The sequence below is a fragment of the Actinoplanes sp. NPDC021490 genome, from assembly GCF_055562135.1.
In genome coordinates this window covers 575,597-595,906 of the sequence record NZ_JBVHFW010000003.1, presented here as the reverse complement: position 1 = coordinate 595,906, position 20,310 = coordinate 575,597, and the positions used below count along the sequence as shown (strand labels likewise).

Here is a 20,310-nt window from a genome sequence, read left to right as displayed (position 1 = left end):
AGCGGGGCCGTCACAGCCGATCGAACGGTCAGCTGTTGAGCATCTTGCGCAGCACGTACTGCAGGATGCCGCCGTGCCGGTAGTAGTCGGCCTCGCCGGGGGTGTCGATGCGGACGTCGGCGTCGAACTCGACGCCGGTGTCGGTGCGCACCTTGACCGTGCTCGGGGTGTCGCCGTCGTTGAGGGCCGTCACGCCGGTGATCGTGAAGGTCTCGGTGCCGGTCAGGCCGAGCGACTCGGCGCTGGTCTTGGGCGGGAACTGCAGCGGCAGCACGCCCATGCCGATCAGGTTGGAGCGGTGGATGCGCTCGTAGCTCTCGGCGATGACCGCGCGCACGCCCAGCAGCATCGTGCCCTTGGCCGCCCAGTCCCGCGAGGAACCGGAGCCGTACTCCTTGCCGGCCAGGATGACCAGCGGGACGCCGGCCTCCTGGTAGGCCACGCTGGCGTCGTAGATCGTCGTCTGGTCGCCGGTCAGGTGGTTGACCGTGAAGCCGCCCTCGACGCCGGGCACCAGCTGGTTGCGCAGCCGGATGTTGGCGAACGTGCCGCGGATCATGACCTCGTGGTTGCCGCGGCGGGAGCCGTAGCTGTTGAACTCGTGACGCGGCACGCCGTGCTCGGCCAGGTACTTGCCGGCGGGCGAGTCGGCCTTGATCGACGACGCGGGCGAGATGTGGTCGGTCGTGACCGAGTCGCCCAGCTTGGCCAGCACCCGGGCGCCCGCGATGTCGTTCACGGGCTGGGGGGCGGGCTGCATGCCCTCGAAGTAAGGGGGCTTGCGCACGTACGTCGACTCGTCGGCCCACTCGAAGGTCTTGCCCTCGGGCGTGGGCAGCGACTGCCACTGCTCGTCACCGGCGAACACGTCGGAGTAGGCCGTGCTGAAGCCCTCGGCCCCGATCGCCGACGCGATGACGTCGTCGATCTCCTTGGCGCTGGGCCAGATGTCGTTGAGGTGGACCGGCTTGCCGTCGGAGCCGGTGCCGAGCGGCTCGGTGGTGATGTCGATGTCCATCGAGCCGGCCAGCGCGTACGCCACCACCAGCGGCGGGGACGCCAGGTAGTTCATCTTGACGTCCGGGTTGATCCGGCCCTCGAAGTTGCGGTTGCCGGAGAGCACGCTGACCGCGGTCAGGTCGGCCTCGTTGACGGCGGCGGAGACCTCCTCGGGCAGCGGGCCCGAGTTGCCGATGCACGTCGTGCAGCCGTAGCCGACCAGGTTGAAGCCGAGCTTGTCGAGGTACGGCGTCAGGCCGGACCGGTCGTAGTAGTCGGAGACGACCTTGGAGCCGGGCGCCAGCGTGGTCTTGACCCACGGCTTGCGGGTCAGGCCGCGCTCGACGGCCTTCTTCGCGAGCAGCGCCGCACCGATCATGACCTGCGGGTTCGAGGTGTTGGTGCAGGAGGTGATGGCCGCGATCACCACGGCGCCGTGGTCGAGCTCGTACTCGACGCCGTCCTCGCCGACCACCCGGGTCGGCTTGGAGGGACGCCCGTCGGCGCCGGTGGCCGCGCTGAACACGTGCGGCTTGTCGGCGGCCGAGTTCTCGTGGTTGGCCGGCGGGTCGCTGGCCGGGAACGACTCCTCGCTGGCCTCGTCGGCCGGGCCCTGGCCGGAGACGTAGTTGGCCAGGGCGTCGCGGAACATCGGCTTGGCCGCGTTCAGCGGCACCCGGTCCTGCGGGCGCTTCGGGCCGGCCAGCGACGGCACGATCGTCGACAGGTCGAGCTCGAGCTTCTCGGAGTAGTCGGGCTCGGCGGCCGGGTCGAGCCACAGGCCCTGCCGCTTCGCGTACGCCTCGACCAGCGCCACCTGCTGCTCGGAGCGGCCGGTCAGCTTGAGGTACTTGATGGTCTCGTCGTCGATCGGGAAGATCGCCACGGTCGAGCCGTACTCGGGCGACATGTTGCCGATGGTGGCCCGGTTGGCCAGCGGCACGGCGCTGACGCCGGGGCCGTAGAACTCGACGAACTTGCTGACCACACCGTGCTCGCGGAGCATCTCGGTGATCGTCAGCACCAGGTCGGTGGCGGTGGTGCCGGCCGGCATCTCGCCGGAGAGCTTGAAGCCGACGACCCGCGGGATGAGCATGCTGACCGGCTGGCCGAGCATGGCCGCCTCGGCCTCGATGCCGCCGACGCCCCAGCCCAGCACGCCCAGGCCGTTGACCATCGTGGTGTGCGAGTCGGTGCCGACGACCGTGTCGGGGTAGGCCTGGCCGTTGCGCTCCATGATCGTACGGGCCAGGTATTCGATGTTGACCTGGTGCACGATGCCGGTGCCCGGCGGCACGACCTTGAACTCGTTGAACGCGGTCTGGCCCCAGCGCAGGAACTGGTAGCGCTCGCGGTTGCGCTGGTACTCCAGCTCGACGTTGCGGGCGAAGGCGTCCTCGCGGCCGAACAGGTCGGCGATGACCGAGTGGTCGATGACCAGCTCGGCCGGCGCGAGCGGGTTGACCTTGGTCGGGTCGCCGCCCAGGTCCTTCACGGCCTCGCGCATGGTGGCCAGGTCGACCACGCAGGGAACGCCGGTGAAGTCCTGCATCAGCACCCGGGCGGGCGTGAACTGGATCTCGACGCTCGGGTCGGCGGTCTGGTCCCAGCCGCCGAGCGCGCGGATGTGGTCGGCGGTGATGTTCGCGCCGTCCTCCGTGCGGAGCAGGTTCTCCAGCAGGATCTTCAAGGAGTAGGGCAGGCGGTCGTGCCCCTCGACCTTGTCGATCGTGAAAATCTCGTAGCTCGCGTCATTGACGCGCAGCTCGCTCTTCGCACCAAAGGTGTCGAGGCTGGCCACGTCATCTCCTTCACACCCAGCGACTGTCGTCCAAGTCTTTCGCACCGAATGAGCCGCCTTCGGGTTAGGCAGCCCTAACTCTCGGTTCACGATTCCCGTAAACCGTACGTCCGTCTTGTAAGCGTGCGCAAGGCGGGGTGCCTTCCCTCCCACGTTTACTCCGCCGGCGCGCCGGGCACACGTCGAACCGTGAAGGCGCCCACCGATCCGGCCGAGCTCACCGATTTCTTCGATCGCTACGGCGCCGCGCTGACCAGCGGGGACGTCACGGCGATCAGTCGCTGCTACGCCCTGCCGGGCATGGTGGTGGCCGATGCGTACAGCTTCACCTTCACCTCGCCGGCGGCGGTCGCCCTGTCGTTCCTGGGCGCGGCGCCGTCCTACGCCGAGCAGCAGATAGTCGCCGCGCATGCGCAGTTGCGGGACGTGCAGCGCCTCTCACCGGCGCTCAGCCTGGTCTCGGTGGAGTGGGAGTATCTCGACTCGCGCGGCAACGCCGTACACGGTGAGCGGTATTCATACCTTTTGCGCGTCGACGCGGATGGGCCAAAGATCACTACCGTCATCGCCACCCACTGAATCATTCTCACCCAGCTGCCAGTATGGGCCGGGTGAGCAGCGTCATCATCCACTACCAGCGTCCGGGCAACGACTACGACGGATGGGGCGTGCACGCCTGGGAGGGCGCCGTCGCCCGGCCCGACTGGCGCTCGCCGCTCGCCCCCACCGCGTTCGACGACTTCGGCGCCGTGTTCGAGATTCCCGTACGCGACGGCGCGATCGGCCTGCGCTTCGTGCTGCACCGCGGCGACGAGAAGGACCTCCCCGACGACCAGCGCCTCGACCTCACCGTGGCCCGCGAGATCTGGCTGCGCGCCGGCACCAAGGCGCCGGTCGAGCCCCGCCTGGCCACGCTCGGCCCCGAACTCGACGCCGTCCGCGCCCTGGCCGTCTTCGTCGACCGCACGACGATCGCCCTGCCCGCCGGTCTGGCCGGCCGGGCCGCCTCGCTGTTCCTGACCGGCCTCGACCGGGAGCTGCCGCTCACCCCGCGCCCCGGCGGCCTGTTCCAGGCGCAGAGCCGGCGCTTTCCCCACCTGCGGGCCTACAAGGCTTTCTCGGTACGCGAGATGGGCGACGCGGCCCTCGGCGACCTGCTGCGCGACCGGATCCTCGTGACCGGCCGCGACACCGGCGGCGAGACCACGGTGCTGACCGGCGTGCAGATCGCGGGCGTCCTCGACGACCTGTACGCGGACGCCGCCGACGCCGACCTCGGGCTGGTCCTCGACGACGACCGCCCCCGCCTGTCGGTGTGGGCGCCGACCGCGCACACGGTCGAACTGGAACTGTTCCGCAACCCCGGCGACGACCCGAAGGTCCTGCCCATGGAGCGGGACGACCTCACCGGCGTCTGGTCGGCCGCGATCAAGCCGAAGTGGATGGGCCGCTACTACCGCTACCGCGTCGAGGTGTGGCATCCGGCGGCCCAGCGCGTCGTCACCACCAGCGTCACCGACCCGTATTCGCTGGCCCTGGCCGTCGACTCCACGCACAGCCTGCTGGTCGACCTGGACGACCCCGAGCTGGCCCCGCCCGGCTGGGACACTCTGACCAAGCCGCCCCCCGTCGCGCCGGCCCGCATGCAGATCAGCGAGGTGTCGATCCGCGACTTCTCCATCTTCGACCACTCCCTGCCGCCGGCCGAGCGGGGCACCTACACGGCGTTCACCCGGTCCGGGTCGGCCTCGATGAGCCACCTGCGCTCGCTGGCCGACGCCGGGCTGACCCACCTGCACCTGCTGCCCGCGTCCGACTTCGGCAGCGTGCCCGACCGCCACGCCGATCAGGCCACCCCCGCCTGCGACCTGGCCGCCTTCCCGCCCGACTCGCCCGAGCAGCAGCGCGAGGTGGCCGCGATCGCCGACCGCGACGGGTTCAACTGGGGTTACGACCCGTGGCACTACACGACGCCCGAGGGCAGCTACGCCGTCGACCCGGCCGGCCCGGCCCGCATCCTCGAGTTCCGGCGCATGGTGGCCGCGCTCAACGCGGCCGGGCTGCGCGTGGTGCTCGACGTTGTCTACAACCACACGATGGCCGACGGCACCGACCGGTTCAGCGTGCTCGACCGCATCGTGCCCGGCTACTACCACCGCCAGCTGGCCGACGGCTCGACGGCCCGGTCGACCTGCTGCCCGAACACCGCCCCCGAGCACATGATGATGAGCAAGCTGATCGTCGACTCGGTGGTCACCTGGGCCCGCGGCTACAAGATCGACGGCTTCCGGTTCGACCTCATGGGCCACCATCCGCGGGCCAACATCCTCGAGGTCCGGGTCAACCTCGACCATCTGACGGCCGACGTCGAGGGCGTCGACGGCAAGCAGATCTACCTGTACGGCGAGGGCTGGAACTTCGGCGAGGTGGCCAACGACGCCCGGTTCGCCCAGGCCACGCAGATCAACATGGCCGGCACCGGGATCGGCACGTTCAACGACCGGCTGCGCGACGCCGTCCGGGGCGGGCACGCGTTCGGCGACCCCACCGTGCCCGGCTTCGCCACCGGGTCGGGCGCGCTGACCCCGCTCGTCGTCCACGACCAGATCAAGGTGGGGCTGTCGGGCGGGCTGGCGGCGTACCGGTTCGTCAATCACGCCGGGACCGAGCAGAGCGGCGCCCAGGTCGACTACAACGGCGCGCCCAGCGGCTACGCGACGTGCCCGGGCGAGACCGTCAACTACGTCGACGCCCACGACAACGAGATCCTGTACGACGCCATGGCGTACAAGCTGCCGATCACCACGCCGGCCGTCGAGCGCGCCCGCCTGCAGGTGCTCGCGCTGGCGCTGGTGGTGCTCGGCCAGGGCGCCGGGTTCGTGACGCTGGGCAGCGAACGGCTGCGGTCCAAGTCGCTCGACCGCGACTCCTACGACTCCGGCGACTGGTTCAACCAGATCCGCTGGGACCCCGAGCTCGGCAACGGCTTCGGCCTGGGCCTGCCCCCGGCCGCGACCAACCGGGACCGCTGGCCGCTGGCCGCGCCGCTGCTGGCCGACCCGGCGCTGGTGCCGCCGCCCGAGGTGATCGAGATGACCGCCGAGCGGTACCGCGAGCTGCTGCGCATCCGCCGCTCCTCGCCGGTGTTCGGGCTGCCGACGGCGGACGAGGTGCAGCGCCGGCTGACGTTCCCGCTCGGCGGGCCCGGCGAGACGCCCGGCGTGATCGTGATGTGTCTCGACGGCACCGGCCTCGACCGCCGGTGGAGTCAGATCGTGGTCGTCTTCAACGCCACCGGCGCCGAGACCGTCCAATACGTCCCCGGCCTCGCCGACGGCCTGCGCCCGCACCCCGAGCTGGTCGAATCGGCCGACAAACTCCTGCGTACGGCGGTCGCGACCGGCGCCCGGCTGACCGTGCCGTCCCGATCGGTGGCGGTCTTCGTGCGCGACGCAACCTGAAGCAATTCTGTGAGTCCGGTCGCGACCCGGTGTGGAGGGGTGTCCCCGGCGGCTCCGAAAGCGAACAATGGGCCAGGGGAGGCAGGACTTTGCGCGAGGTGAACTACGACGAGCGGCAGCATCGGGTCTATGCGCGTGCCCGGGCGCTGCCACCCGAGACGCTGACCGAGTGGGTGCACGTCTTCGCCCGGCACGCTCCGGCGGGCCGGCCGCTGGCCGTGCTCGACCTGGGCTCCGGCACCGGCCGGTTCACCCCGGCGCTGGCCGCCGAGTTCGGCGGCCCGGTCTGGGGCGTCGAGCCGTTCGACCGCATGCGCGCCGTGGCCGAGGAACACGCCGGGCACGACGGCGTCACCTACCTGACCGGCTCGGCCACCGAGATCCCGCTGCCCGACCGCAGCTGCGACCTGGTGCTTCTCTTCCTCGTGCTGCACCACGTGCGCGACCACGCGGCCGCGGCGGCCGAGATCGCCCGGGTGCTGCGCCCCGGCGGGCGGGTGCTGATCCGCAGCCTGTTCCCCGACCGCATGCCCGCCCTGCCGTGGTACGACTACTTTCCCGGCATCCGCCTGATCGACGAGCAGGTGTTCCCGCGTCTCGACCCGCTGCTCGACACGTTCGCCGCGGCCGGCCTGCGGTTCGTCACCGTCGACCGGGTGCAGGAACGCATCGCCACCAGCCTGGCCGAATACGAGGACCGGCTGAAACTGCGCGGCTCGTCGGCGTTCGAGCGGCTCACCGAAGACGAGATCACCGTCGGGTTCGAGGCCCTCGACGCCGCGGTCCGGGCCGAACGCAGCCCACGGCCGGTCGAGGAAGAAAGCGACCTACTGGTTCTCGAGCTTCCGCAGTAACACCGCGCGCTCCCGGGCGTTGCCGCAGAGCCGCGCGGCCAGCTCGAATTCGGCGCGGGCCTCGCGGGTGCGGCCCAGCCGGGCCAGCAGCTCGCCGCGCACGCTGGGCAGCAGGTGGGAGCCGGGCAGCCGGTCCTGCGCGACCAGTTCGTCGACCATCAGCAGCGCCTCGGCCGGGCCGCTCGCCATCGCGACGGCCACCGCCCGGTTCAGCTCGACGATCGGGGACGGCGCGACCCGGCCCAGCGCCTCGTAGAGCAGCACGATCCGCTCCCAGTCGGTGCCGGCGACCGAATCGGCCTCGGCATGGCGGGCGGCGATCGCGGCCTGCAACCCGTACGGGCCGAGACCGCGACCGGCGGCCGACGCCCGGCCCAGCGCCGCCAGCCCACGGCGGATCGCCGACCGGTCCCAGCGGCGACGGTCCTGCTGCTCGAGCAGGATCGCCTCGCCGTCCGGGCCGGTGCGCGCCGGAAACCGCGACGAGGTCAGCTCGCACAACGCGATCAGCCCGGCCACCTCCGGCTCCCCGGGCAGCAGCGCGGCCAGGGTCCGGGCGAGCCGGATGGCCTCATACGCCAGGTCCGGGCGCAACAGGCGGTCGCCCGCGGTCGCCGTGGAACCCTCGGTGAAGATCACGTAGAGGACGCTGAGCACGCCGCCGAGCCGCTGCCTGCGCTCATCGGCCGGCGGCACCTCGAACGGCACCCGCGCCGCCGCGATCGTCTTCTTGGCCCGGGTGATGCGGGCCTGGATCGTCGGCACCGGCACCACGAACGCGCGGGCGATCTCCTCACTGGACAGCCCGCCGACCGTGCGCAGCGTCAGCGCCACCCGGGCCACGGGGGAGAGGACCGGATGACACGCCACGAACATCAGCGCCAGCACGTCGTCGTCGATCCGGTCCGGATCCCACAGATGCCCGTCCCCGCCGTCCGAGTCCTGTTCGGCCAGCAGCGCGTACCTCTGATCGCGGGCGGCCCGGCGGCGGAAGGCGTCGATCGCCCGCCGCCGGGCCGTGGCCAGCAGCCACCCCACCGGGTTGTCCGGCTCACCGTCCCGCGGCCACTTCTCGAGAGCCTCGGCCACCGCCTCCTGCGCGACATCCTCGGCCAGCTCGAGATCCCCGCCGGTGTAGCGGGTCAGCGCGCCGACGATGCGCGCCGACTCGATCCGCCAGACGGCCTCGATCGCACTCACAGCCGGCCCGTCTCCAGCATGATGGCCACTCCTCGGTTCGCGTCCGGTCGCCTGCCGACCTTCTCACCCTCAGGTCGAACGGGCCCGGCGCGGATCGACACGGCCGTGCATGCCTGCGCTAGATTTCCCCGCGTGCTCCTCCGAAAGCTTCCCTGGGCCCTGGCGCTGGTCGCGCTGGCCGCCGGATGCACCTCGTCCGACCCGTCGCCGCCCGCCCCGACCACGTCCACCGCCGCCTCGCCCCCGGCGTGGACCGAGCCGGGCTCGTACTCGTACGTGCTGACCCGGGGTTGTGACGACGCCAAACCGCTCGGCCGTTACCAGGTCAAGGTGACCTCCGGAGCCGTCTCGGCCGCCGACCGCCTGGACGCCACCACGGTGAAGCCGTCCGCCGGGGCCGATGAGGAACTGGGCCCGGTCACCGGCAACGACGGCGAGGAGATCGAGGCCTTCACTCTCGGCGAGCTCGTCGAGATGGCCCAGACCGCCACCGAGGACGGCGCCGAGGTCGCCACCACCTACGACACCGCCGACGGGCACCCGGTCAAGGTCAGCATCGACGTCGGCGAAGGCCCCGAGTGCTGGGGTGTCACCGACTACAATACGTCCTGAGGCTTGACTTCGAGCGCGCTCGAAGCCCTACGTTGCGGTGTCATGACCGCTCCCACTGCCCATGACGTGCTCTCCGGAACCGACCTGACCGGCCGGACCGCCGTGGTGACCGGCGGCGCCTCGGGCATCGGCCGGGCCGCCGCCCGCGCCCTCGCCGACGCCGGCGCCCACGTGATCGTGCCCGCACGCCGGCCCCGCCCCGAGCCGGGCCTCGACGTCCGGCCGATGGACCTGACCGACCCCGCCTCGATCCGCTCGTTCGCCGCCACGATCGGACGCGCCGACATCCTGATCGGCAGCGCCGGCGTGATGGCCTGCCCCGAAACCCGCGTCGGCCCCGGCTGGGAAGCCCAGTTCGCCACCAACCACCTCGGCCACTACGCCCTGGTCATGCACCTGTGGCCGGCCCTGCTCGCCGCGGGCGGCGCCCGGGTGGTGATGGTCGCCTCGGGCCGCTCCCCGGACGACCGGATCCGCTGGAACGACGTGCAGTTCACCCTCGGCTACGACAAGTGGGCCGCCTACACCCAGTCCAAGCTGGCCAACATCCTGTTCGCCTACCAGCTCGACCTGCTCGGCGCACCCTTCGGCGTACGGGCGTTCTCGGCCAGTCCCGGCTGGGTGCTGACCCCGCTGCAGCGCCACCTCACGCAGGCCGAGATGACCGGCGCGGGCTGGATCGACGAGGACGGCCGGCCGATTCCCGGCCTGTTCCAGACCCCCGAACAGGGCGCCGCCACCCCGATCTGGGCCGCGGTGACCCCGGTGACCCGCGGCGGCGCCTACTGCCGCGACCGCGAACTGACCGGGGAGTATCCGACGGACGCCCCCGAAGCCGCCAAACTCTGGCACCTTTCGGCCCGGCTGACCGGCCTCAACCTGCCCGGGATTCCAGACGGGCAACCCGCCGCGGCCCGGCCGTGAGGCGATAGCTGGCGTCGATCAGCTCGGCGATCTCGGCCCAGTCGGTGCCCTCGCCGAGATGGACGCCGAGCCAGCCCGCCGGCGCCAGGTAGGCCGGCCGATAACAGCGCGGGTCGCCGGCCATCGCGTCGCGCTCATCCGGGTCGAGCAGCACCAGCAGCGAGTCGTCGTGCCGCACCCACTCGCCGCCGTCCTTGACGCTGCCGCCGTAATAGGCGAACACCTTCGTCGTGTAGAACGCCGGATGCCCGTGCGAGACCTTCTCCGCCGCGTCGGGAAAAGCCAGGGCGATTTCCCGTACGCGGTGAAGAAGCGCACTCGACTCGTCGAACCGGACGGGGTGCGCCACAGCGGCTCTAGATCTCGTCGATCAGGTCGGCGACCGATTCCACGATGCGGGACGGGCGGAACGGATAACGGTCGGCCTCCGCGCGGGTGCTGATGCCGGTCATGACCAGGATCGTCTCCAGGCCCGCCTCCAGCCCGCACAGCACGTCGGTGTCCATCCGGTCGCCGATCATGGCGGTGGACTCGCTGTGAGCCTCGATCGTGTTCAGCGCCGAGCGCATCATCATCGGGTTCGGCTTGCCCACGAAATACGGGTCGACGCCGGTTGCCTTGGAGATCATCGCCGCCACCGAACCGGCCGCGGGCAGCGCGCCCTCGTTGGACGGGCCGGTCGCGTCGGGGTTCGTGCAGATGAACTTGGCCCCCGCGTCGATCAGCCGGATCGCCTTGGTGATCGCCTCGAAGCTGTACGTGCGGGTCTCGCCCAGCACCACGTAATCCGGGTCGAACTCGGTGAGCACGTAACCCGCCGCGTGCATGGCGGTGGTCAGACCGGCCTCGCCGATCACGTACGCCGTGCCACCCGGCCGCTGATCGGCCAGGAACTGGGCCGTGGCCAGGGCGGCCGTCCAGATCGACTGCTCCGGCACGTCGAAACCCATCCGGTTGAGACGGGCCTGCAGGTCACGCGGCGTGTAGATCGAGTTGTTGGTCAGGATCAGGAACGGCTTGCCGGACGTCTTCATCCGGTTCACGAACTCGGGAGCGCCCGGAACCGGCACACCCTCGTGGACCAGCACGCCGTCCATGTCGGTGAGCCAGCTCTCGATGGCCTTGCGCTCAGGCATCATGCACCTCGTCGCTGTGGGGGTGGGCAGCAGGCGACCGGGCAGTCGTCCCAGACCGGCAGCGTACCGAGCCGCTTCAGGGGCGCGCGGTCGGTCCGCTCCTGCACGAGTTCCCGCACCATGGTGACGAAACGCGGGTCGACGCCGGGCGTCGCGGCCCGCGCGTAGCCCAGGCCCAGCCGCTTGGCGGTGTCGGCCGCCTCGTTGTCGAGATCCCAGAGGACCTCGAGGTGGTCGGAGACGAACCCGATCGGGCTGACCACCACGTCGGTGACGCCCTGCTCGGCCAGCGCCTCGAGATGGTCGTTGATGTCGGGCTCCAGCCACGGCACCTGCGGCGGGCCGGAGCGGCTCTGCCACACCAGGTCCCAGGGCAGATCGGCCGCGGCGGCCGCGTGCACCAGGCGGGCCGTCTCGGTGAGCTGGGCCTCGTAGCGCCCGCCGTCGGGACCGGCCGTCTTGGCCATGGTCACCGGAATCGAGTGGGCGGTGAACACCAGCCGCGTGGTGGCGCGCCGGCCCTCGTCCAGGGTCGCGAGCGACGAGCGTACGGCGTCGGAATGCGGCTCGACAAAACCGGGATGATCCCAGAACTGGCGCAACTTGGAAATCACCGGAGCGCCCGGACCGACCTTGGCCCGGGCGGCCGCGATGTCCTCCCAGTACTGCTTGCACGACGAATAACCGCCGTACGCGCTGGTGGCGAGCCCGAGCGCATGCGTGACACCGTCGTCGCGCATCTGCGCCACCGTGTCGGCCAGCATGGGCTGCCAGTTGCGGTTTCCCCAGTACGCGGGCAGGTCGATCCCGTTCGCGGCGAACTCGGTGCGCACGGCGGCGAGGAGGTCCCGGCACTGCTGGTTGATCGGCGAGACGCCGCCGAAGTGCATGTAGTGCTCGGCCACCTCGGCCAGGCGCTCGTCCGGAACTCCGCGCCCGCGTACCACGTTGCGCAGGAACGGCATTACGTCTTCAGGCTTCTCGGGCCCGCCGAAGGACAGCAGGACGAACGCGTCATAGACCACGCATCCATACTGTCACCGCGTCAGGCTGAGCTGGCATGGGCCTGCCTTCCTGGCCCTGCGTCCGCTCCGCTCACTGCGGTGCAGTCAGTCAGGCTGAGCTGGCATGGGCCTGCCTTCCTGGCCCTGCGTCCGCTCCGCTCACTGCGGTGCAGTCAGTCAGGCTGAGCTGGCATGGGCCTGCCTTCCTGGCCCTGCGTCCGCTCCGCTCACTGCGGTGCAGTCAGTCAGGCCCCAAGAGCGTGGTAGCCCCCGTCGACGTGTACAACCTCACCCGTGGTGGCGGGGAACCAGTCGGAGAGCAGGGCGCAGATCGCCTTGCCGGCCGCCGACGTGTCGTGCAGATCCCAGCCCAGCGGCGCCCGCTCGGCCCACGCCTCCTCGAACTGCTCGAAGCCCGGGATCGACTTCGCCGCCATCGTGCGCAGCGGACCGGCCGACACCAGGTTGCTGCGGATGCCCTGCTTGCCCAGGTGCAGCGCCAGATAGCGGTTGGCCGACTCCAGACCGGCCTTGGCCACGCCCATCCAGTCATAGACCGGCCACGCCTTGGTCGCGTCGAACGTCAGCCCGACCACGCTGCCGCCCGACTGCATCAGCGGCAGGCAGGCCACGGCGAGCGATTTGTACGAGTACGTGGAGACGTGCAGCGCCTTGGCCACGTCCTCCCACTGAGCGTTGAGGAACTCGCCGCCCAGCACACTCTGCGGCCCGAAGGCGATCGAGTGCAGAACTCCGTCGAGCCCGTCCACGTGCTCGCTCACCTTGCCGGGCAGCGCGGCCAGGTGGTCGGGGTCGGTGACGTCGAGCTCGATCACCGGCGGCGGCTCGGGCAGCCGCTTGGCGATCCGCTCGACCAGCGACATCCGGCCGAAACCGGTCAGCACGACGGTCGCCCCGTTCTCCTGGGCGATCTTCGCCGCCGAGAACGCGATCGAGGCGTCGGTGATGACGCCGGAGATGAGCAGCCGCTTGCCGGCCAGCAATCCAGACACGGTTCTTCGTGCTCCTTCAGTTAAAGGTGTCAGTGGCCCATGTTTCGGTGGCCCATGATTCAGTGGCCCATGCCGAGGCCACCGTCGACCGGGATGACCGCGCCGTTGATGTACGCGGCGGAGTCGCCGGCCAGGAAGGTCACCACGGCCGCGACCTCGTCGGCACTGGCGAGCCGGCCCGCCGGAACCGCCTTGATGATCTCTGCCTGCCGGGTCTCCGACAAGACCGCTGTCATCTCCGTCTCGATGAACCCGGGCGCCACCACATTCGCCGTGATGTTCCGGCTGCCCAGCTCACGAGTGATGCTGCGGGCCATGCCGACCAGCCCGGCCTTGCTCGCCGCATAGTTCACCTGACCGGGGCCGCCGTACAGCCCGACCACCGACGAGATGTAGATGATGCGTCCCCACTTGGCCCGCAGCATCTTCGAACTGGCCCGCTTGGAAACCCGGAACGAGCCCTTGAGGTTCGTGTCGATCACACGCTCGAACTGCTCCTCGCTCATCCGCAGCAGCAGCGTGTCGTCGGTGATGCCCGCGTTGGCCACCAGCACCTCGACCGGGCCGAGCTCCTTCTCGATCTCGGTGAAGGCCGCGTCGACCTGCGCCGGATCGGTGATGTCGCACTGCACCCCGAACAGGCCCTCGGGAGCGCCGCTGCCGCGGTGCGTGACCGCGACCCGGTCGCCCTGCGCGGCGAACGCCCGCGCGATGGCGAGGCCGATGCCCCGGTTGCCGCCTGTCACCAGTACCGTGCGCGCCACGACCTTCGCTCCTCATACCCAGGTAGGGGGTGCCGGCTGGCACCACGGGGGCACGACGGCGGCGCAATACCGCCGTAACCTGCCGGGGTGGAGACTATCGGCCCGGTGACCCGGCGCAATGCCACGGGGCCGCTGAGACGCCTGATGTGGTCACGCGAGAGGGCCCGGCCCGCACCGCACGGCCGGTTCTGGAACTATGCGCTGCCCCTCGGCCTGCTCGCCCTGAGCGGCCTCGGACTCGCCGCCGGCGCCTACCTGACCGACACCCGCAAGCTCGGCGACTTCTGGATCGTGCTCATCGCCGTCGGCTCGGTGCTGCCCGTCGCCGTCACGCTCCGCATGCCCGTCATCGCCTGGCGGCTCGGCTTCGTCATGCTCTTCGTCGGCACCCTCACCTACGGTCCCGCCGAACCCGGCACCCAGCCCGAGTCCTGGCCGTGGAACACCGTGCAGATCATCGGCTTCCTCGTCGTGCTGGCCCGGCTGTCAATCGCCGAGGACTCGGCCCTCACCATCTGGGCCGTCGCCCTCAGCCTGATCCCGGTCTTCGTCTACGCCCCGTACGCGAACGCCTGGGGTGCCGCGGTCCTGCTCGTGGCCATCGGGGCGCTCGGCGACATCGTGTCGCGACGACGCCGTACGAGGGCCCTGCTCGCCGAAAAGGAAGAGCTGACCGAGCTGGAGCGCGCCCGGCGGGCCGTGCTGGAAGAACGCACCCGGATCGCGCGCGAGATGCACGACGTCGTCGCCCACCACATGTCGATGATCGCCGTACGGGCGGAAACGGCGCCGTACCGGGTGGGTGGTCTGTCCGAGCCGGCCCGGGAGGAGCTGGCGACCATCGCGGGCTCGGCCCGGGAGGCGCTGATCGACATGCGGCGGCTGCTGGGGGTGCTGCGCGCCGAGGAGGGGGAGGCGCCGCTCACGCCGCAGCCCGGGCTGGCCGAGATCGACGACCTGATCGCGAACGCCCGGGCCGCCGGAGTCGAGGTCTCGTACCACACGTCGGGCTCGCTGGGCCAGCACGAGAGCCGCCCTGTGGACAACGCCGAACCCGAAATCGCCCCTGTGGACAACGCGGCTCCCGGCCGCGCAAAAACCGATAGGGTCCCCACCCTGGGTGGGGCCGCTGCAGAGCTCGCGGCCTACCGGATCGTGCAGGAGGCGCTGGCCAACGCCGCCCGGCACGCGCCCGAAGGCCCGGTGACCCTGGATGCCCGCGGCCTCGGCGACCGGCTCGAACTGACCATCCGCAACCGGCTGACCAGCCCCGTCGCGCCCGACCAGGGGCACGGGACGGCCGGTCCCGTCCCGCTCAGCCAGGGGCACGGGCTGGCCGGCATGCGCGAGCGCGCCGAACTGCTCGGCGGCACGCTCGCGGCCGGGGCTGAGGACGACCATTTCGTCGTACGGGCCAGTCTGCCTTTGGGGGACAAGCAGTGATCAAGGTCCTGATCGCCGACGACCAGGCGATGGTCCGCGAGGGTTTCGGCGCGTTGCTCGCCGCCCAGCCCGACATGCTGGTCGTGGGCGACGCCTCCGACGGCGCGGCCGCCGTGGCCCAGGCCCGCGAGCTGCGCCCCGACGTCGTGCTGATGGACGTACGCATGCCGGTCATGGACGGCCTGGAAGCCACCCGGCGCCTGCACGACGGCTCCACTCCGGGCGGCCCCAAGATCCTCATCCTCACCACGTTCGACCTGGACGATTACGTATACGCGGCCCTGCGCGCGGGCGCGAGCGGCTTCCTCCTCAAGGACGCCCCGGCCGCCGACCTGATCAACGCCGTACGCGTCGTGGCCGCCGGCGAGGCCCTGCTCGCGCCTCGGGTGACCCGCCGCCTGATCGCCGAGTTCGCGGCCCGCCCGATGGCCGCCCGCCCCAAACCCGCCGCCCTGAACGCCCTGACCCCGCGCGAAACCGACGTGCTGCTTCTGATCGCGCGGGGCCGCTCCAACCAGGAGATAGCCGAAGAGCTGATCGTGGCCGAGCAGACCGTGAAGACCCACATCGGACGGATCCTGGCCAAGCTCAACCTCCGCGACCGGGCCCAGGCCGTCGTTTTCGCGTACGAGACCGGCCTCGTCATCCCGTCCTGACCGGATCCGGAGCGAGGGCCCGCCTCGGGCGGTACCGTTCGCTCATCGCATCTGGATGGTGACCGACGTGCTGCCGCCGCGGATCACGTAGACGCCGTCGGCCACCTCGTCGGAGTCCAGCAGCGCCTGGCTCTGCCACTCCAGCGACGGCCATCGGGTCGCCGCCGACCATCGCAGCCCGGCCAACGGAAGAAGCCGGAGATCGGCCGCGCGCAGATCGGCGCCCACGAAGTCGTGCTGGGCCCGATCCAGGGCGTCAGCCAGCCGGGGAGCAAGGGCGCGGTGCTGCGCCGTCACGAGATCCTGGTCGAGGACCGCCGGGTCGAGGCCCACCGCATCAGGGATCTCGTCACCGTTGACAGCGTGCAGCAGGTCGACAGTCAACTCGCGGATTCGCCGCAGCTCCCGCGCGAACTCACACTCCGGCGCCTCAACGAGCATCGGTTCAAGCAGGCGGGCAAGCACCTGCTCGAGCTCACCGGCCGCTGCTTGGAGCACCTGGCCCGGCCGGGGACGCCGCAACTGGTCGAGGACCGCGCCGGCCCGCCGGGCGATCATCCGGGCCTCGATATCGACGTTCAGAACGCGTGCGGCCGGCATCAGCACGTTCATCCGTACGACGAGGGCGAGCGCGATGATCACCGGATGTGCACGCAACACGAGCCGGTGGACGTCCTCGAGGGACGTCAGCCAGTCGGCGACGGCACTTTCGCCGCTGGGCCGCCGTCCGGGGCGTTTCCCGGCGCGTAGGACGGCGCGCAGTCCGCCCTCGACGTCGAGGGGGAGGTTGTCCCGGGTGCACGTATGCCGGGCGACCAGCAGGACTTCACTCAATCCGGTCTCGACGTCGAGCAGGTCGCCGAGTTCGCCGGCGGCGGCGGAGTGCGCGTCGCCAAGGCCTCGCGACGGGGAACGGTTCCCGCCGCGGACCGGCAGGCCGTGCGGATCGCGGCTCATTCCGGCTCCTCCTCCCGGCCGAGCAGCCCGGCCAGCGCGCGTCGGGCGAGCTTCAGACTGGCCCGCACCGCCTCCGGGGTGATACCCAGCTCGGCGGCGATCTCGTGTGGCTGATAGCCGTCGTAGCACCAGGCCATGACCTGTCGCTGCCGCCACGGGAGAGTGGCGATCAGCCGCAGCACCTCGTGCCTTTCCTCCCACGCGGCGATGTCCTCGCGGGAGGCCCGCAGCAGCGGGTTGCGCTCGCCGGTCAGGTCGACGGCCGTCTCGTCGAGGTGGGAACGCGCGTACTTGCGCGACGCGACGACCCGGACCCACGCCCGGGGACGCTGGACGTTCGCCCAGTTGCGCACCAGGTCGAGCATCGTCTCTTGCGCGAGGTCGGTGGCATCGGCCATCCCGGCGCCCATCCAGAGCAGGAAGTTGACCAGGTCACGGATCTCCGCGCGGTAGAACGCGCTGATCGCCTCGACCGGATCCGTCTCGGGGCACTGCCGGACGGCCGGGAGCGGCTCGGGTGGTTCGAGGCGGGCGGTCATCGTGGCTCGTCCCGGTTCGCCGCCTCGACCACGACCAGTGTGATCCGCTCGCCGGCCGGGGCGTTCCGCTTACGCAGCGACAGCCACAACCGCACCACGGACGTCACCGCCCCCATCAGTACCGCCCCGTCCCCGATCACTTCGTGAACCCCCATCGCCGCCCCCGCCGGTTCTTGGATGTCACCACATAAGTGGAGATTTCGTCCCACTTGCGTGAAGCCCCACCCGGAGGTTTCTTGACTCGGGTGCCCGCTCAACCATCCAACGCCGGCTGATCAAGCGTGGCCGCCGTCAGCCGGCCGCGTCGTTGACGAGTTTCAGGAGCTCGGCGGTGAACTCGGCCGGGCGTTCGAGGTGTGGTGAGTGGCCGCAGTTGTCGTAGACGACCTCACGGAAGCTGCCAGAGCTCGCCGCGTATCGCTGGAGCACCGCGCGGGTCTGGCCGACCATGGGCTGCGGCGGGCACGCGTCGGCGCCGGGCCAGTCCGGTACTGCGCCGATCGAGCCCAGGTAGGCCCGGTCGAACAGCGACGTGTCCGACACGATCACGTCCCGGTCGCCGCGGACCCAGACGATCGGTGGCTTCTGCGCGGCGCCGACCAGGGCGTCAGCGACGTTGAAATGCTTGGGTGACATGGCGTTGAGGACGCCACGGTCACCCGGCCCGAAGAAAGGCCAGCTGTTCGCCGGCTTGCTGTCGCCCGGGTAGCTGTCCTCGCCGACCGTGGTGCTGAGCATCGCCTTGAGCAGAAGTTCTTCATCGTCGCCGAGCGATGCCGGGTCGGCCACATACGTGGAGCGCAGCACCGACAGCGGACTCGTCTGCGCCTCGGAGCTGCGGTCGCCCGCTTCGAGGCGGGCCACGAAGTCGGGGTTGGCGCCGCCGCCTCCGGTGCCGGCGAAATCCGGGGTTGTCGGGATGCCTTCGAGGTCGCGGGTGCCGCCGAAGCCGTACGGGCTCACCGGCGACTCCAGGAGGACCGACGTGATCCGGCCCGGGTGGTCGGCGATCATCTGCATGACCACGCCGGCGCCCATCGAGTGGGCCGCCACGATCACCGGGCCGCCCTGGGGGAACAGGTCGCGGTCGTCGAGCAGCGTGGCCACGTCATCGGAGAAGTCCCGCAGGCCCCGGGTGGCGTCCACCGGTGCCGCCTCACTGCGCCCGTACCCGCGCAGGTGCGGGGCGACGACCCGGATGCCGTCCGGCAGCCGCCGGATCAGCGGCAGCCAGAATTCCGCGGACGAGCAGTTGCCGTGCACCAGCAGAACCGGCACGCCGTCGTTCGGCCCACCGACCAGCACGTCATAGGTGACACCGCGGGCCTGGACGAGCCATTCGATGTGCTCCGGGAGCAACCGGGTGCCCCGGGTCCGCGGATCGCGGCGCTCGTCATGCCGGCGGGCCGCCACGGCGTACGTCTCGCCGGTCTCCGCCATTCGCGCCCGGATCGCCCGCTGACGGGCCCGGCGGTCGTTGTTGACCATGCTCATCTTCTTCCCGCGGGAAGCCCATGCCACCGCGCGGTCGAAAATGATCACGGAATGGTTCCACGCTGCGTCGCAGACGGCTTGTCCTCGGTCGTCCGGCAAGGTGACGGCATGGGCGTCGAGCCGGACTCGGAGTCAGGCAGAGCGTGGCTGCCGCCCAGCACGGTACCCGCTCGGGCCGCTCCTTGGTAGAGCGGCGCCTGTCCCGCTCTGTGGGCCTTTACGCCACCCACCACCAGCCGTCGCCCAGCTCCCGTTTCGGATATCCGAAGTCGCCCGACGCTGTGGTGATGGTTGTCGACTTGGTGGGCGGCTCGGCGAAATACGCGATTCCTGTTCCCGATTCCTCTCGCCAGTTCTGCCACAGTTGCACGAACAGAACGGTCGGACTGGCGTACGCGAATCCGGACGGGCACAGGGAGCGCATGTCGACCGGCAGGGTCACTTCGTCGTCCAGGCGCCCGGCCCGGTAGTCCTCGACCAGTTCGGCGAGCGCGGCCCGGTGCAGCTGGTACCGATAGCCAACGGGGTAGACCTGGGAATCGTGCCGGGAGACGACGACAGCGGCGGCGGCGACGAGACACAAGCTCACCACGGCGACTCCCCACGAACGGCGTACGCAGGCAATCAGGATCGCCGCAATCGAAATGAGCGCAGCGAACAACACAGCCAGCAACGAGATCAGCCAGCCGACGAACGAACCGACGAGCAGAGGCGTCTCGGCGAGCCACCAGGCGGGAATCAGCAGCAGCCACCCGGCACAGCTCAAGACGGCCTGCAACATGCCGCGCACGCTCCACGCGGCCGTCGCATGCGGCTCGGCCGGCCGATCGACCGGATCCCACTGAAAGTCCATGGCGAGGATCTTGCATTGGCGGTCACAAGCCGCGAAAGGCCGTACACAAAACCTCTACACGGTCTCCTTGCGACGGCCGACAATGCCGGTGTGATCCGACTTGCGCGAGCCGACGACCTTCAACACCTGCCCGACATCGAGCGTGCCGCGGGAGAACCCTTCCGGCAGATAGGCATGGACGCTGTGGCCGACTACAGTCCACCGACGCCGGCTGAGCTCGCCGTTTTTCAGCGGGCCGGCCGCGCCTGGGTGGCGGTCGACGACGCCGACATGCCGATGGGCTACGTGCTGGCCGATGTGGTGGATGGGTGCGCGCACGTGGAGCAGGTGTCGATCCACCCGCGGTACGCGCGGCAGGGCGTGGGAAGGCGATTGTTGGAAGCCGTGGAACGGTGGGCGCGTCATGCGGAATTCCCGGCGATGACGCTGACGACGTTTTCCGATGTCCCGTGGAACGCGCTCTACTACGAGCGTCTGGGGTGGAGCCGACTAGCTGAGCCCGAACTGACGCCCGGGTTGGTCGCCGTCCGAAATCACGAGGCGGAACTTGGCTTGGACCGCTGGCCGCGCGTAGTAATGCGCTACGCACTCTCGTAGCCA

General features: G+C 70.6%; 19 protein-coding genes and 1 pseudogene. 8 read left to right on the top strand and 12 right to left on the bottom strand.

Features of this window, described 5'->3' with window-relative positions:
* Positions 1-28: 28 nt before the first annotated feature.
* Complete coding sequence (acnA, locus tag ACZ3I4_RS11090; RefSeq protein ID WP_465381723.1) at positions 29-2,800, bottom strand: aconitate hydratase AcnA; 2,772 nt, start codon at positions 2,798-2,800, stop codon at positions 29-31.
* Positions 2,801-2,989: 189 nt separating this feature from the next.
* On the opposite strand from acnA, the gene ACZ3I4_RS11085 reads away from it, so the two are divergent.
* The 3 genes and pseudogenes from ACZ3I4_RS11085 (at position 2,990) to ACZ3I4_RS11075 (ending at position 7,115) form a co-directional block, all read left to right on the top strand.
* On the top strand, positions 2,990-3,379 hold the full coding sequence (locus tag ACZ3I4_RS11085; RefSeq protein WP_465381722.1) for a hypothetical protein: 390 nt from the start codon (positions 2,990-2,992) through the stop codon (positions 3,377-3,379).
* A 38-nt stretch (positions 3,380-3,417) separates the two neighbouring features.
* Positions 3,418-6,261, top strand: a pseudogene (gene pulA / locus ACZ3I4_RS11080) (pullulanase-type alpha-1,6-glucosidase); the annotation flags it as partial.
* A gap of 98 nt (positions 6,262-6,359) precedes the next feature.
* A complete protein-coding gene (locus ACZ3I4_RS11075) occupies positions 6,360-7,115 on the top strand; it encodes a class I SAM-dependent methyltransferase (protein WP_465381848.1) in 756 nt (251 codons plus the stop codon).
* Here ACZ3I4_RS11075 and ACZ3I4_RS11070 read toward each other — a convergent pair.
* Entirely contained in the window at positions 7,089-8,315 is a 1,227-nt protein-coding gene (locus ACZ3I4_RS11070) for an RNA polymerase sigma factor (protein WP_465381721.1), read from the bottom strand. The genes ACZ3I4_RS11075 and ACZ3I4_RS11070 overlap by 27 nt on opposite strands.
* A 132-nt stretch (positions 8,316-8,447) precedes the next feature.
* On the opposite strand from ACZ3I4_RS11070, the gene ACZ3I4_RS11065 reads away from it, so the two are divergent.
* Together ACZ3I4_RS11065 and ACZ3I4_RS11060 are read left to right on the top strand one after the other, a co-directional pair.
* Entirely contained in the window at positions 8,448-8,927 is a 480-nt protein-coding gene (locus tag ACZ3I4_RS11065) for a hypothetical protein (protein ID WP_465381720.1), read from the top strand.
* A gap of 42 nt (positions 8,928-8,969) precedes the next feature.
* Positions 8,970-9,851 (top strand): SDR family NAD(P)-dependent oxidoreductase, encoded by an 882-nt coding sequence (locus tag ACZ3I4_RS11060; protein ID WP_465381719.1) that lies wholly within the window; start codon positions 8,970-8,972, stop codon positions 9,849-9,851.
* Here the strand turns inward: ACZ3I4_RS11060 and ACZ3I4_RS11055 are convergent.
* The 5 genes from ACZ3I4_RS11055 to ACZ3I4_RS11035 all read right to left on the bottom strand — a co-directional run bounded on the left by ACZ3I4_RS11055 (position 9,802) and on the right by ACZ3I4_RS11035 (position 13,768).
* Positions 9,802-10,200, bottom strand: a complete 399-nt coding sequence (locus ACZ3I4_RS11055) for an MmcQ/YjbR family DNA-binding protein (RefSeq protein ID WP_465381718.1) — start codon at positions 10,198-10,200, stop codon at positions 9,802-9,804. The genes ACZ3I4_RS11060 and ACZ3I4_RS11055 overlap by 50 nt on opposite strands.
* Before the next feature lie 7 nt (positions 10,201-10,207).
* Entirely contained in the window at positions 10,208-10,987 is a 780-nt protein-coding gene (locus ACZ3I4_RS11050) for an HAD-IIA family hydrolase (protein WP_465381717.1), read from the bottom strand.
* Positions 10,987-12,012: a ferrochelatase gene (locus ACZ3I4_RS11045; protein ID WP_465381716.1), complete on the bottom strand. Its 1,026-nt coding sequence runs from the start codon at positions 12,010-12,012 to the stop codon at positions 10,987-10,989. Before ACZ3I4_RS11045 ends, ACZ3I4_RS11050 begins: the two co-directional genes overlap by 1 nt.
* A 224-nt stretch (positions 12,013-12,236) precedes the next feature.
* On the bottom strand, positions 12,237-13,004 hold the full coding sequence (gene fabI, locus ACZ3I4_RS11040) for an enoyl-ACP reductase FabI (protein WP_465381715.1): 768 nt from the start codon (positions 13,002-13,004) through the stop codon (positions 12,237-12,239).
* A gap of 59 nt (positions 13,005-13,063) precedes the next feature.
* The gene (locus ACZ3I4_RS11035; protein ID WP_465381714.1) at positions 13,064-13,768 is read right to left on the bottom strand and encodes a beta-ketoacyl-ACP reductase; all 705 of its coding nucleotides are present in this window, start codon (positions 13,766-13,768) and stop codon (positions 13,064-13,066) included.
* A gap of 87 nt (positions 13,769-13,855) precedes the next feature.
* On the opposite strand from ACZ3I4_RS11035, the gene ACZ3I4_RS11030 reads away from it, so the two are divergent.
* Together ACZ3I4_RS11030 and ACZ3I4_RS11025 are read left to right on the top strand one after the other, a co-directional pair.
* Positions 13,856-15,211, top strand: coding sequence for a sensor histidine kinase (locus tag ACZ3I4_RS11030; RefSeq protein ID WP_465381713.1), 1,356 nt, complete (start codon positions 13,856-13,858; stop codon positions 15,209-15,211).
* Positions 15,208-15,867: a response regulator gene (locus tag ACZ3I4_RS11025; protein WP_465381712.1), complete on the top strand. Its 660-nt coding sequence runs from the start codon at positions 15,208-15,210 to the stop codon at positions 15,865-15,867. Before ACZ3I4_RS11030 ends, ACZ3I4_RS11025 begins: the two co-directional genes overlap by 4 nt.
* A gap of 42 nt (positions 15,868-15,909) precedes the next feature.
* On the opposite strand, the gene ACZ3I4_RS11020 is transcribed toward ACZ3I4_RS11025, so the two are convergent.
* From ACZ3I4_RS11020 to ACZ3I4_RS11000, 5 genes are all read right to left on the bottom strand, one after another.
* Positions 15,910-16,824 (bottom strand): hypothetical protein, encoded by a 915-nt coding sequence (locus tag ACZ3I4_RS11020; protein ID WP_465381711.1) that lies wholly within the window; start codon positions 16,822-16,824, stop codon positions 15,910-15,912.
* Complete coding sequence (locus ACZ3I4_RS11015) at positions 16,821-17,363, bottom strand: RNA polymerase sigma factor (protein WP_465381710.1); 543 nt, start codon at positions 17,361-17,363, stop codon at positions 16,821-16,823. The genes ACZ3I4_RS11020 and ACZ3I4_RS11015 overlap by 4 nt, the downstream gene beginning before the upstream one ends.
* Positions 17,360-17,518 (bottom strand): hypothetical protein, encoded by a 159-nt coding sequence (locus ACZ3I4_RS11010; RefSeq protein WP_465381709.1) that lies wholly within the window; start codon positions 17,516-17,518, stop codon positions 17,360-17,362. Before ACZ3I4_RS11010 ends, ACZ3I4_RS11015 begins: the two co-directional genes overlap by 4 nt.
* A 136-nt stretch (positions 17,519-17,654) precedes the next feature.
* On the bottom strand, positions 17,655-18,851 hold the full coding sequence (locus ACZ3I4_RS11005) for an alpha/beta hydrolase (protein WP_465381708.1): 1,197 nt from the start codon (positions 18,849-18,851) through the stop codon (positions 17,655-17,657).
* A gap of 223 nt (positions 18,852-19,074) precedes the next feature.
* Positions 19,075-19,710 (bottom strand): hypothetical protein, encoded by a 636-nt coding sequence (locus ACZ3I4_RS11000; protein ID WP_465381707.1) that lies wholly within the window; start codon positions 19,708-19,710, stop codon positions 19,075-19,077.
* Between the two features lie 90 nt (positions 19,711-19,800).
* Here ACZ3I4_RS11000 and ACZ3I4_RS10995 point away from each other — a divergent pair, with 90 nt between their 5' ends.
* Positions 19,801-20,307, top strand: a complete 507-nt coding sequence (locus tag ACZ3I4_RS10995; RefSeq protein ID WP_465381706.1) for a GNAT family N-acetyltransferase — start codon at positions 19,801-19,803, stop codon at positions 20,305-20,307.
* Positions 20,308-20,310: the final 3 nt, after the last annotated feature.